The sequence below is a fragment of the Pantoea sp. sgz302252 genome (assembly GCF_042610525.1).
GTDB lineage: Bacteria > Pseudomonadota > Gammaproteobacteria > Enterobacterales > Enterobacteriaceae > Erwinia.
Map to the genome: position 1 here is coordinate 306,900 of NZ_JBHDVM010000002.1, position 12,846 is coordinate 319,745.

12 protein-coding genes and 3 tRNA genes are annotated in these 12,846 nt (G+C 54.0%); 10 read left to right on the forward strand and 5 right to left on the reverse strand.

Annotated elements, in window-relative coordinates:
* Window positions 1-24: 24 nt before the first annotated feature.
* Window positions 25-1,029, reverse strand: coding sequence for a nucleoid-associated protein YejK (gene yejK / locus ACETPC_RS05400; protein ID WP_380179346.1), 1,005 nt, complete (start codon window positions 1,027-1,029; stop codon window positions 25-27).
* Between the two features lie 156 nt (window positions 1,030-1,185).
* Between yejK and ACETPC_RS05405 the strand changes: the two genes are divergently transcribed.
* The 10 genes from ACETPC_RS05405 (at window position 1,186) to ACETPC_RS05450 (ending at window position 7,748) form a co-directional block, all read left to right on the forward strand.
* The gene (locus ACETPC_RS05405; protein WP_125288209.1) at window positions 1,186-1,413 is read left to right on the forward strand and encodes a YejL family protein; all 228 of its coding nucleotides are present in this window, start codon (window positions 1,186-1,188) and stop codon (window positions 1,411-1,413) included.
* 12 nt (window positions 1,414-1,425) lie between these two features.
* Entirely contained in the window at window positions 1,426-3,174 is a 1,749-nt protein-coding gene (gene yejM, locus ACETPC_RS05410; RefSeq protein WP_380179349.1) for an LPS biosynthesis-modulating metalloenzyme YejM, read from the forward strand.
* Between the two features lie 310 nt (window positions 3,175-3,484).
* Window positions 3,485-3,561: transfer RNA gene (locus ACETPC_RS05415), tRNA-Pro, on the forward strand.
* Between the two features lie 243 nt (window positions 3,562-3,804).
* The gene (locus tag ACETPC_RS05420) at window positions 3,805-4,047 is read left to right on the forward strand and encodes a hypothetical protein (RefSeq protein ID WP_380179350.1); all 243 of its coding nucleotides are present in this window, start codon (window positions 3,805-3,807) and stop codon (window positions 4,045-4,047) included.
* A gap of 59 nt (window positions 4,048-4,106) precedes the next feature.
* Window positions 4,107-4,472, forward strand: a complete 366-nt coding sequence (locus ACETPC_RS05425) for a hypothetical protein (RefSeq protein ID WP_380179352.1) — start codon at window positions 4,107-4,109, stop codon at window positions 4,470-4,472.
* Window positions 4,473-4,867: 395 nt separating this feature from the next.
* A complete protein-coding gene (locus tag ACETPC_RS05430) occupies window positions 4,868-6,082 on the forward strand; it encodes a sugar transporter (protein WP_380179353.1) in 1,215 nt (404 codons plus the stop codon).
* 106 nt (window positions 6,083-6,188) lie between these two features.
* Window positions 6,189-6,264, forward strand: a tRNA-Lys gene (locus ACETPC_RS05435).
* A 1-nt stretch (window position 6,265) separates the two neighbouring features.
* A tRNA-Gly gene (locus tag ACETPC_RS05440) sits at window positions 6,266-6,339 on the forward strand.
* Window positions 6,340-6,698: 359 nt separating this feature from the next.
* Window positions 6,699-6,905 carry a hypothetical protein gene (locus ACETPC_RS05445; RefSeq protein WP_380179690.1) on the forward strand — a complete coding sequence of 69 codons (207 nt, stop codon included), beginning with the start codon at window positions 6,699-6,701 and terminating at the stop codon, window positions 6,903-6,905.
* 72 nt (window positions 6,906-6,977) lie between these two features.
* Window positions 6,978-7,748: a 4'-phosphopantetheinyl transferase gene (locus tag ACETPC_RS05450; RefSeq protein ID WP_380179355.1), complete on the forward strand. Its 771-nt coding sequence runs from the start codon at window positions 6,978-6,980 to the stop codon at window positions 7,746-7,748.
* A 151-nt stretch (window positions 7,749-7,899) separates the two neighbouring features.
* On the opposite strand, the gene ACETPC_RS05455 is transcribed toward ACETPC_RS05450, so the two are convergent.
* From ACETPC_RS05455 to ompC, 4 genes are all read right to left on the reverse strand, one after another.
* Window positions 7,900-9,549, reverse strand: a complete 1,650-nt coding sequence (locus ACETPC_RS05455) for a multidrug ABC transporter permease/ATP-binding protein (RefSeq protein WP_380179357.1) — start codon at window positions 9,547-9,549, stop codon at window positions 7,900-7,902.
* A gap of 71 nt (window positions 9,550-9,620) precedes the next feature.
* Window positions 9,621-10,265, reverse strand: a complete 645-nt coding sequence (gene alkB / locus ACETPC_RS05460; RefSeq protein ID WP_380179678.1) for a DNA oxidative demethylase AlkB — start codon at window positions 10,263-10,265, stop codon at window positions 9,621-9,623.
* A 44-nt stretch (window positions 10,266-10,309) separates the two neighbouring features.
* Window positions 10,310-11,356: an FAD:protein FMN transferase ApbE gene (gene apbE, locus ACETPC_RS05465; RefSeq protein ID WP_380179359.1), complete on the reverse strand. Its 1,047-nt coding sequence runs from the start codon at window positions 11,354-11,356 to the stop codon at window positions 10,310-10,312.
* A gap of 346 nt (window positions 11,357-11,702) precedes the next feature.
* Window positions 11,703-12,815: a porin OmpC gene (gene ompC / locus ACETPC_RS05470; protein WP_380179361.1), complete on the reverse strand. Its 1,113-nt coding sequence runs from the start codon at window positions 12,813-12,815 to the stop codon at window positions 11,703-11,705.
* Window positions 12,816-12,846 lie beyond the last annotated feature (31 nt).

The following is a 12,846-nucleotide window of genomic DNA, read 5'->3' on the forward strand; positions in this document are numbered from 1 at the left end:
GCCGCTGTTACACGGCGCTTAGCCTTACTTGCCGCCGCTACGACGCTGCAGCTGGTCGCGAAGATTAGGCGGGGTACCTTTAATGGTCAGCGTATCCGTGGCCGGATCCCAGAAGATCCTTTCGCCCAGCAGCATAGCGTCGAAATTGATCGTCAGGCCGCCGCCGCTGCCGGCAAACTTTGTGAGCTGGCGCAGCGTGCTGCGATCCGCCGGAAAGCTTTCTTCCAGCTCATAGCCCTGCTCCTGAGTAAAATCCTGGAACGTTTTTTCGCCCAGCGGCGCCAGCTCTTTCGACAGGCCTTCCAGCTCAATTTCTTCGCCCGACTGCAGCTGCTCGTTGCAGTAGCTGTAAACCTGCTGACGATAGTTTTGGCGTTCATTTTTATCTAACGCCGCCTCTGCGCAGTAATCATCTACCGCCTGTAGCAGCCCACGGTTTTGCGCTTTGGTATCCAGACCAACGCTGGCGCCCAGGAAATCCATAAAGAAATCCGCCACTTTGCGCCCTACCCGTCCGCGCAGGAAAGTCAGGTAGCGGGTCGATTCCGGATTTGTTTCCCATTCAGTGAGATCGATTCGCGCCACGATATCCGCATGGTTAATATCCAGATAATGGGTGGTGCTAATATCTAACTCTTCATTGACGCGCATACTGTTCTGGCTGTTCAGCACCGCAACCAGTAAATACTCTACCGCCAGGTAGCGATAGTGAGCGAACAGCACGACGCCGCTCTCCGCAAACGGATATTTCGCCAGCTCGTCGCGCAGGCGCCCGGTGGCCGCCCGGCTGAAGGCCAGAAAGTCGTCCTGGCCTTTACGGCAGTTGCGCAGCGCATCGGCCAGCTCGCTCTCTTCATTAAACAGGCCATAGGCCTTGCTTTTGGCGCTGTAGACGCGATGCAGCTCCTCCATCATCGCTGTGACCGGGCCGTTGGCCGGCAACAGCGACTCCCTCAGCACCAGCTCCAGCGTTTGTTCATCACGCTTAACCATCTGATGAAGGGCAATCTGCTCGATATCCAGACTCATGTAAACTCTCCTGTAAACTTAAGCGCGTATTCAATCACCGAGCGTGGCCGGGATCAACAGGCAACAAGTTTAACCTTTCACTCACGATAAAATTGCAGAAAAAATTGCGCTTTTACGTTAAGATGCCGCCTTTTAATACTCGATAAATTTAACGCTATGCCACAATCATCCCGTTACAGCGACGACCGCGTGGAAAAACTCCTCGCCGAAATGGTCAACGTACTTGAAAAAGACAAGGCTCCCACCGATCTCTCTCTGATGGTGCTGGGCAATATGGTCACTAATCTGCTGAATACCAGCGTTGCTCCCGAGCAGCGCCGCGCCCTGGCGCGTTCATTTGCCGAGGCGCTTCAGGCTTCGGTGCGTGAAGATAAAGCGCATTAATGTGATCTCACTATGGTAACAAATCAGCCGCGCTACCGTGATAAAGTCTCCCAGATGATTGGCTGGGGGCACTGGTTCGCCCTGTTCAATATCCTCTTTGCCCTTATTCTGGGTAGCCGCTATCTGTTTGTTGCCGACTGGCCCGCTTCGCTGGTCGGGCGCATCTACGCCTTTACCAGCTGGACGGGCCATTTTAGCTTTATTGTTTTTGCCGCCTATCTGCTGATCGTCTTTCCGCTGACCTTTGTGGTGATGTCGCAGAGGCTGCTGCGTTTTCTTTCCGCCATTATCGCCACCGCTGGCCTGACGCTGCTGTTAATCGACAGCGCAGTGTTTTCCCGCTTCCACCTGCATCTTAACCCTGTGGTTTGGGAGCTGGTGATCAACCCCGATCAGAGCGAGATGGCGCGGGACTGGCAGCTGATGTTTATCAGCGTGCCGGCTATTTTCCTGGTAGAGATGCTGTTCGCCACCTGGAGCTGGCAAAAGCTGCGCAGCCTGAACCGTCGCAGCTTTGGCAAACCGCTGGCGGTGCTATTTATCGTGGCTTTCTTTGCCAGCCATCTGATGTATATCTGGGCCGATGCGAATTTCTATCGGCCCGTCACCATGCAGCGCTCTAACCTGCCGCTCTCCTATCCGATGACGGCCAGACGCTTTCTGGAAAGGCACGGCCTGCTGGACGCGCAGGAGTACCAGCGCAGGCTGGTTCAGCAAGGTAATCCGGAAGCGCTGTCGGTCGCCTATCCGCTGAACGATATTACTTTCCGCGACGGCGGCACCCGCAATAATTTGCTGGTGATTACCGTAGACGGTCTGAACGAAGCCACAATGGCGAAATCGCTGCCGCATTTGACGCAGTTCGCCAGCGAGAACGTGCGCTTTACGCAGCATTTCAGCACCGGCAGCCACGCCGACAGCGGCCTGTTCGGGCTGTTTTACGGCATTTCGGCGGGCTATATGGATGGCGTGCTTTCTTCGCGCGTTCCTTCGGCATTGACCGACGCGCTGGCGAAGCAGGGATACCAGTTTGGCCTGTTCGCCAGCGACGGCTTCGCTTCCCCGCTCTATCGTCAGGCTCTGCTGGCCGACTACTCTCTGCCGAATTCGGAAAGCCAGTCTGATGCGCAGACCGTCACGCAGTGGCAGCGCTGGCTGGAGACGCAGAAAGCCAAAAGCGCGCCCTGGTTCTCTTATCTTTCTCTGTCGTCCGGTAAAACCGGCGCCACGCAGAAAGAGTCGCTAAAACGCTATACGCGCGGCGCTGCCGAAGTGGATGCGCAGATCCAAAACGTGCTGACTACCCTGCAGGAGAAAGGCCTGCTGGAAAACACCGTGGTGGTTATTACCGCACAGCATGGCGTGGCGCTTAACGACGACGACAGCATGGGTAACCGCGCTAATTTACAGGTGCCGCTGGTGATCCACTGGCCGAATACGCCGTCGCAGCAGATTGATAAGCTGACCAATCATCAGGATGTGATGACCACGCTGATGCAGCGCCTGCTGCATGTCCGTACGCCAGCATCCGATTATTCACAGGGCGAAGATCTGTTTGCCGCCCGACGCAGCCATAACTGGGTAACCAGTATGAATAGCGGCCAGCTGGTGGTGCTCACACCGGGCCTGACGCTGGAGCTGGATAACAGCGGCAGCTATAGTGCCTGGAACAACGAGGGCCAGCGCCTGAAAGATCACAGGCCACAGCTGACGCTGCTGCTGCAGGTGCTGACGGAAGAGAAAAGGTTTATCGCTAACTGATCTGTTACCGCCCGGGCCGCAGATTTAAAAGAAATTTGATGAGGTTGACGACAAAATATGCCGGTGCCGGCTCAGGAGGGTCTGTGTCTTCCGTAAAGACGCAAAAAGCGCCTTCCGTGGCAGCTCAGTACGGGCCGTCCATGGCCCGTAGTGCGCCACAGGCCCTCCATCGCTTCAGGTTCGTCAGCAGTCTAATTTGATCTGTGTCCTTTTTGGCGCATAACAGCTGGCTGAATTGGTTATTTTCATAGCAGTCAAGGCGTTAGCTGCTTGCAATCGTAGCGGATTTGCGTAGTATTAGCTCACGCGTCGGCACGTAGCGCAGCCTGGTAGCGCACCGTCATGGGGTGTCGGGGGTCGGAGGTTCAAATCCTCTCGTGCCGACCAAAAAACTCCTTAAAAAGCAGCCCATTGTGGCTGCTTTTTTGCTTTCTGACGCTGACTTTCGCTATCGCCCTGGCTGTCTTTATATTGTATATACAACTTTAAAATTACCTGTCTTCACATCATCCTCATATTCGCTCAAAAAAACCTCTTTTGTTTGCTTTTTGTTCCCCGGCAGGCTTGAATTTTAGCCTTTAGCTGGATAGCATGTATATACAAAGACGCTATGGAAGGAGTCTGAACAGTATGAGGCTACTGATTTCACAGAAGGTCAGACTTAAACTGGCCAGTAAAGTCCCGCCAGTCACAGAAAGCGAAATCATTGAATGTTTTTCAAATCGGGATGGCTATCTTCTGGAAGACACGCGAGAAGATCACAAGTCTGATCCTCCAACGCAATGGTTTATCGCTGAAACTGACTATGGTAAAAAATTAAAAATAGTCTTTATATATAAAGAAAACAGTGAGATAGCAATCAGGACTGCTTAGGTTCCTAACGATGACGAAATGCGCATCTATGAAAAATATGGATACAGAAAAGGTTAAATATGAGCAAAAACGTTAACAAGCCAGATAATCAGTCACCAGTGATTTCGCCCTCAGACGAAGCATGGGAATCCGGTGAGCTTGGACGTAGCGAAGCTCACGTCAGAGTCTCAGCATTGTCTCATCATCCGGATTTTGACGTGCAAATCAATGAAGCGCCCGAACTTCAACCTATTTCAATACGTTTGAATAAGTCGCTTATTGAAGATTTAAAAATGATCGCAGAGTTGTCGGGTCTCGGCTATCAGCCATTGATTCGCCAGATCCTGACGCGCTTTACCGACTGTGAAAAGAAAAGAATATTGCAGGAGGTGCACTCTGCAGAAATGAAAAAGCAGCGTAAAAAATCGGGTAAAAAAGTAGCCTGATATCTCTACAAACCGGCTGGTATGCCGGTTTGTTACGCTGAGTTTATTCTTCAATATCAACAATAAGAGGTTTTCTGGTAATCGTTTTTTTGCAGTAAAACAGCGTCAACCCTACCTCAGGCGACAGGCGATATTTTACGATCCTTTCTTTTACTCTCAGTATGTAACACCTTACAAATTCAATCTTTCCTCTGAGCTTTCAAACTGAACCAGCCTGCTTTTCCTGTAAAAAGCGGACTCGATACAGCTTGTTGAAAAATAATAGCTTTCCTGAAATTTAGCCTTATCTAAACCTTCAAACTTTGTAAAAAGTGTGATGAAGATCACTTTCAGATTGAATTTTATGCATGCGGCCCTAGAATGACGCGTTTTGAGTTTTTACGGAGCTGAAGCCTATGTCCGAGATGAACACCGTTTCACGCAAAGTTGCCTGGTCACGCGTGCTGGCTCTGGCTGTAGCTGCGTTTATTTTTAACACCACCGAATATATGCCGGTCGGCCTGCTTTCCGATATCGGCCACAGCTTTGGCATGGAGTCCGCGCAGGCGGGCATTATGTTGACGATTTACGCCTGGATTGTCGCGCTGATGTCGCTGCCGCTAATGCTGATGACCAGTAACAGCGACCGTCGGGTGCTGCTGATTGCCATTTTCAGCCTGTTCACCCTCAGCCATGTGCTGGCCTTTTTCGCCTGGAATTTCGACGTACTGCTGCTGAGCCGCGCGGGCGTTGCGCTGGCACATGCGTTGTTCTGGTCGATTACCGCCTCGCTGGCGGTCAGGCTGGCGCCGCCGGGTAAAAGAGCGCAGGCGCTAAGCCTGATCGCTACCGCTACCGCGCTGGCTTCCGTGCTGGGCCTGCCGCTGGGCAGGATTATCGGCCAGGCCTTTGGCTGGCGCAGCACTTTCCTGGCTATTGGCGCAGGCGCTTTTGTGCTGCTGGGGCTGATTTTAAAAATTATGCCGCGCGTGCCGTCAGAGCATACCGGTTCACTGAAAAGCCTGCCGGATCTGCTGCGTCGTCCCGCGTTGGTAGGTTTGTATGCACTGGCCGTAGCGGTGGTGACTGCTCACTTTACTGCGTTCACCTATATTGAGCCATTTGTAGAGAAAGTCGCCGGGTTCGAGCAGAGCTTCGCTACCCTGCTGCTGCTGATTTTTGGTATTGCGGGCATTATCGGCAGCATTATTTTCGGTAAAAGCGGCGAGAAGCGCCTGACACCGTTGCTGACCGGCGCAATCGGCCTGCTTTCGCTTTGCCTGCTGCTGCTGGCAACGGTTGCGGCAAGCAAGGCCGGGCTGGTGGTGCTGAGCCTGTTCTGGGGCGTGGCCTTTATGATGATTGGTATGGGCATGCAGATGAAGGTGCTGACGCTGGCACCGGACGCTACCGATGTCGCTATGGCGATGTTCTCCGGCATCTTTAATATTGGTATCGGCGCGGGCGCGCTTTTAGGTAATAAAGTTAGCCTGGATCTCTCTATGTCTTCGGTAGGTTATATTGGTGCGATACCTGCCGTTGCCGCGTTGGTTCTGGCCGTGGTGCTGTTTCGTAAAACCCGGGATAAAACAGTACCCCAGGAAAATACCATTATTACTGAAGTAAAATAGTATAAGGCGCAGCTTTGCTGCGCCATCCGCAGTCCGTTAAAACCTTCTTTTCCTTTGATATTGCTCAATAAAGACGCGCCGGGATATGCTATTTTACCTCGCGCGTGGGTCGTTAGCTCAGCTGGCAGAGCAGTGGACTCTTAATCCATCGGTCGCGGGTTCGATCCCCTCACGACCCACCATGCGGTCATCGTATAATGGTATTACCTCAGCTTCCCATGCTGAAGACGCGGGTTCGATTCCCGCTGACCGCTCCAGTTTTAGCAAGGCAACCTGCGTCAAACAGCGGATTAATGCTGCGGATGGGGAAAATCCCGACCAGAAGAAGTCTACCCGCCTCGGTTTTTCAGCCAGTCGCCCCTACTTTTCCCTGCGCTGACGGCACAGCATAGCTTTAAATAAAGCCAGGACCATTTAAAGCCATAACATTCCTTACCTTTCTATGCTTAACGTACTGATATTATTAATTTTAAATCTATTTTACGGCAAAGGTAACCAGCCTGTTACGGTTTTTTAAAGGTGGCGAAAATCTCAAAGCGAAACGCCGCAACAAAAATGTCACATAACTGACATAGCCTGTCTCTACACTTTTTGAGGCGGTAATACAGGTAATCCAATGGCAACGATTAAGGCAAAGAGTTACAGGGACGCTGAAGAGATGCTGCAATCCGGTATCAGCAAGGTTGAACTGGCCTATGACATTGACAGCGATGATTTTTTTCGGTTTGCAAGCCACTGGTGCGACCGCGGCGCAAAGATTTCCCGCGGGCATGAGCACTTTGTGGTCTCGCTGAAAGGCTTAACTATTCCTCCTAACGAGTAACCTGCGTCGCGCTTTTGCTATCGGCACGCGAAGCTGCTCTAATTCTCTTTCTGAAATTGAGCAGAGGCCGTAATGCGTTCCGAATCAAACAGCCTGATGTCAGGCGGACTGGCGCTTCTTGCGGATGGTTCTCCTTCCGTAAACAATTTTGTGACCATCGTCAGCCGCATCTCTCCGGCAGGGCATCCCGATGTCCTGCTGCTACAGGCCCGCTATCAGCCTGCTCTTTATAACGATGATTTATTCCAGGATTTTCAACTGCCCTTTCCTTCCCGGTTAAATAAAGCGGTAGCTAAACGTCGTGCCGAATATCTTGCCAGCCGCGTTTGCGTCCGCTTCGAGCTAAATCAATTTGGCATTAAGAATTTCATATTAGCTAACGATGCCGATCGTGCGCCGATCTGGCCGCAGGAAATAGTGGGTTCTTTGTCGCATAGCCGAACCTGCGTCAGCCTGCTGCTGGCTAAAGCTTCAGCACGAAAGCTGCTGGGCGTGGATGTCGAGGAGATCATGCGGCCTGAAACAGCGGAAGAGATGCGCGATATGATTGTCAGTCCGCGTGAAGCTAAATTACTGCTGTCCAGCGGTCTTCCTTTCGCCAGTGCGCTGACCGCGGCCTTTTCGTTAAAAGAGAGTTTGTATAAAGCGCTATTCCCGCCTTTTCGCCAGTTTATGAATTTTAGCGAGGCAGAAATCATCGCCTGCGATGCCACAATGAGCAGCGTAACGTTGCGGCTTACCCGCGCTTTGTCACCAGCCTTTCCGGTTGGCAGGCTGTTTACCGGTCACGTACAGCTGGAAGAAAATCGGTTAATTACCTGGATAGTAGCACCGCAGGCGTAAAAAAGCCGGGCTGATACGAGATCAGTCCGGCATTGGCCAGATCGGCAAGACGACGGGAAAGTCCGTGACGGCATGCACCGTCATCTTCACTTTAGCCTGGTGCTATCCTACTGACTAATAAGTATTAGTGCAGAACATATGCGCCAGCCGGTTAATCCGTGCCGGTGCGTTTCACCGCGTCCAGCGTCGCCTGGTCGCGCGCCTCGCCAGTCAGTTCGCTGAGCCGCCCTTCGCGCATCTCCAGCAGCCTGTCGGCATGCAGGAAATAGTGGTCATCATGACTGATAGCGAACACGGTTTTGCCCATTTCTTTCAGCCACGGCAGCAGCTCGCGATAGAAGATGCGGCGGAAATGCGGATCCTGGTCGGCCGCCCACTCGTCCAGCAGCAGGATATCGCGCTGCTCTGCCGTAGCCAGTAACATCGCCAGCCGCTTGCTTTGCCCTTTTGACAGCTTCAGGTCGAGCACGCGATTGCCTTCCAGCTTTAGCTTGTCCTGCATTTGCAGCCGCTCCAGCCACAGCTGTACCTGAGCCGGATCGGCCGGTTCGCCTTTACCGTCGATCAGGCGGTCAAACAGATGCACATCCGTGAACACGGCGGAGAACAAACGGCGATAGTCAGCCATTTCCGCCGCCGCTACCGGCACGCCATCCAGCAGGATTTGCCCGGATACCGGTTGATAAAGCCCGGTAAGCAGCATGGCCAGCGTCGATTTACCGCTGCCGTTGCCGCCGATCAAAAACACCAGTTCGCCCCGCTGTAGCGTCATATTGACAGGGCCTACGGCAAATCCGCCGTCGCCATAGTGAAACACCAAATCGCGCAGCTCCAGCGTTTGCCAGTTTCTGGCGGCGGCAGGCTGTTCGAAGCCCTGCTGGTAAGGCGCCAGCTTAAAAGTGTTTAGCTTGTTGAAAGCGACCTGGGCGCTCAGCAGCGTTGGCAGCGCGCCGACGGCAGAGAGCAATGGCGTACGCAGAAACAGTAGGGTCAGCGAGTAGGTCGCCGCTACTGCCGTGTTGGCCCAGCCGAGGCCGTTAGCCATAAAGAACACCAGCCCAATAGCGCCCAGCATCATGATATTTGACCAGTTTACCGCGCTGAGGTGGAAGGTATCGGCGCGCACTATATGGTGGCGATAGGTGCGGGCATCTTCCTGATAGACGGTTTCGAAAATTTGCTGCGCGCGCTGCCGATTTAATGCCAGCTCTTTGCGCCCTTCGATAATTGTCTGATAGTCAGCATAAAGCGCGTCTTCGGTTTCGCGCAGCTTAGCCAGATGGCGATAAACTCTGGAAACCAGCAGCCAGCCGCCAACAATAGTGATAACCAGCCAGACCGCAGTGATTAGCAGCATTTGCGCCGAAAGCCAGGCCAGATAAGCCGCCGATCCCAGAGTCAATATAATGCCCTGGATCAGCTCCGGCAGCCGCACAAAGGCGATGGTGATATTGCGCACATCGCTGGTAAGCGCGGCCAGCAGCTGGGCGCTGCCGATCTGCTCAATGCGTTCAACCTGGGTATCCAGAATGCGCCGGATAAACTCGCCGCGCAGCCGGTAGACGAAATAGTGCCCAAGCAGCGTCAGCGCCAGCTGTGAGGCCAGCGTCACCGCCATCAGCAGCAGCAGTAGCCCCAGGAATTTCGGCAGCAGCCAGGCGCCGGCGTGCAGCGAGACTATCAACTCTCGGTTGATAAAAGCGATTAGCCCGATCCCCAGCGCGGCGCTGAGCAGGCTGAGCGCAATTACCAGCACAAAAGGCCAGCGATACTGGCGGTAAACGACGCGAAGCAACTCCATAAAACCATCCCGTTAAGCTGAGCAGCCTGCAGTTTAATGAGAAGCGGGACGATAGCAATAATAATTCTCGTTTACCGAAAGGCGCGGCGAAAAGTCAGGTTGTAGCGAAACGCGCCGGTAGCCGGATGGCTGCCTGCTTTTAACGGTAATATACCGTGGTAGCGCAGGCGCGACGGCCCGCCCCACACCACTATGTCGCCATGTTCCAGCAGCACGCGCTGCACCGCATCGCCGCGTTCGAAACCGCCAAACTGAAACACGGCGGGCAGGCCAAGCGAAACCGAAACTATAGGCTGGCGCATGTCCTGCTCGTCTTTATCCTGATGCAGGCTAAGTTTGGCCTCCGGCGCATAGCGGTTAATCAGGCAGGCATCGGGTTGAAAGCGGGGAAAGCCTGCTTCGGCGGCACAGTCCGTCGCCAGCTGGCGAAAGAGTTCCGGCATCGGCGGCCAGCGCCGACCGCTGGCGCTGTCAAATTCGCTGTACTGATAGCCACGCGAATCTGTCGACCAGCCAAAATCGCCGCAGTTGGTCATCGCCACCGACATCCGGTGGCCGCCCGGCGTAATACGATGATGAAAAGGATTTTGCGCGGCGATATCGTCAACCAGCTTTAGCAGCGTTTCCGCTTCATCCCGCGCGCGCCGCCGCAGGATCACCGCGCCCTCGGCCAGCGGTTCCGACCAGGGCGCTTCTTCGCCAAATAAGTCCAGCATCATGGCTCCTTAGCGGGCCGCTCACGGCGACCGGCTGGTTAAAGTTACGGTTTCTCCGGCAGGATAAAGGCTTTGAACTGCGGTGACATCCAGCTGGTAAAGCTGTCGCCCTGTTTGGCGATAAGATAGACCGCCAGATGCTCGCGCAGCGCCAGCGCTTTGGCTTTTTCCTCGCCCAGCACCATCAGACCGGTATCCCAACCGTCTGCTTCCAGCGCGGTGGTAGCGATAACAGTGGCGGAAACCAGCTTGTGCTGGATCGGCTCGCCGGTAGTGGGATCGATGATATGCGAAATGCGTTTGCCGTTCAGCTCATAGTAGTTGCGGTAGCTGCCGGAAGTACTGATGCCGTGGCCCTGTAAATCCACCAGCGCCTGTACCGCGTTTTCTTTATCTGTGGGTTTCTGTATCGCCACTTTCCAGGCTTTGCCTTCCGCGTTGTGGCCGCGCGTCAGCACCGCGCCGCCGACAGAAACCAGATAATTATTAATGCCCTCTTTTTCCATCAGGCGCGCCAAATGGTCAGTAGCGAAACCTTCCCCCATCGTGGAGAGATCGACATAGAGATCCGGCAGATCTTTTTGCAGATAAGCGCCTTCGCTCCGCTGGATAACGCGTAGATGGCGCAAGCCGGTCAGCGCGCGGGCGGCTTCGATCTCCGCCTGCGTCGGCGTGGCTTTCGGCTGCTTAACCGGCCCAAAACCCCACAGATTAACCAGCGGCCCGACGGTGATATCCATTTTCCCGGCCGTTTTCTGCCCGATCCGCAGCGCCATAGTGACGATATCCGCCATATTGTCACTGACCGGTTGCGGCTCGCTGCCGCGATACTGATTAAAGCGAGAAATTACCGAATCCTTCTTCCAGGTGGAGAGTTCCTGGTCGTCGCTGTCCAGCAGGCTCTGCACCGCTTTTTGCAGCTTTTCCTGGCGTGAAGCGTCGACATTGGCCAGGCTGACTCTCCAGAATGTTCCCATAGTGCGTCCTTCCAGCACCAGCGCGGAAGCGCCGGGACTTTCACGAGGATTATCGCAACCGGAAAGGAGAATAAATGCTGCCATAACAGGAAAGTAGAGCCATTTCTTCTTCATTTACGCAAACTACCTTGATACTTATTCTGGCCCTGAATGGTCGAAAATGCAGCGTTTTGCCGGGCCGGGCAGGCTTGATCTTCTGGTGGATGCTACTCAGTATATCTGTTTTACCCACTTTATCGCGGCACCGTTGCCGCACTAATGGAGGTCTTTATGATCTACTATCTGCTGCCTTTCGTCTGTGTTGCGTTGATTATCTTTGCCGGCTACAAGCATTACAAGCAGACGCATACCAGACAGCTCAATCGTCCACGTTTCCGTTGAAAAAGCGTGCAGTGAAGGGATAAGCGTAGGAACAGGCGGGAAGAAAGATGCGGGAGCGCGCAAGGCGCTCCCACTGCAATCAGAACTGGTAAACCAGGCCCAGTGCCACCACGTCATCGGTATTGATACCGGCGTTGTCGGTGAAGTTGTTGTCATCCAGCAGGTTAATCTGGTAGTCAACGTAGGTAGACATGTTTTTGTTGAAGTAGTAGGTCGCGCCTACATCAACGTATTTTTTCAGGTTCTGCGAGCCGTAGCCTTCAATATCGGAGCCGCGTGAGCTGACAAAGGCCAGAGAAGGACGCAGGCCGAAGTCGAACTGATACTGCGCCACCACTTCCCAGTTATCCGCGGTGTTGGCATAGCCGTAGATATCGCCAGCGGTGCGGCTGTCGCCGAAGCGGGTCGCATTGTAGGAGCGGGTGTACATCGCCGCCAGGTAGATGTTGTTCGCATCATATTTCAGGCCGCCGGTATAGGCCGTAGCTTTGTCACCGTTGCCCAGAATGCCGTTTGTGTTGTTGTTCTGCTCGTTGGTGCGATCAGAGCTGAACATCGCCGCGCCGATACCGAAGCCGGAACCCAGATCGTAAGTGGTGGAGAGACCCCAGCCGTCGCCATTGCGTGCCAGCACGTCACGGCCATCCAGCTCGGAACCGCTGTTGTTTTTGCCCTGATACTGAATAGCGAAGTTCAGGCCGTCGACCATGCCGAAGAAGTTGTTGTTACGGTAGGTCGCTACGCCGCTGGCGCGCTGGAACATAAAGTTATCCGCGCCGTAGGTGTCGCCGCCGAACTCTGGCAGTACGTCGGTCCATGCGCCGATGTCATAAGCCACGCCGTAGTTACGACCGTAGTCCAGCGAGCCCGCGTCGCCGAATTTCAAACCGGCAAAGCCCACACGCGTGTAGCTGTTAGCGGTACCTTCGTTTTCGGTGGTGTTCAGCGCCGCCTGGTATTCCCACTGACCGTAGCCGGTCAGTTCGTTGCTGATCTGGGTTTCGCCTTTAAAGCCGAAGCGCAGGTAAGACTGGTCGCCGTCGGAACCGTCGTTGTCAGAGAAGTAGTGCAGACCATCGACTTTGCCGAACAGATCAAGTTTATTCCCGTCTTTATTATAGATTTCTGCGGCGCCTGCGGAGCCGGCAATCAGCATTGCCGGAACCATCAGTGAGAGAACGCGAAGTTTCATTTTTATTACCCTCTTGTTATAAGCCTTATTT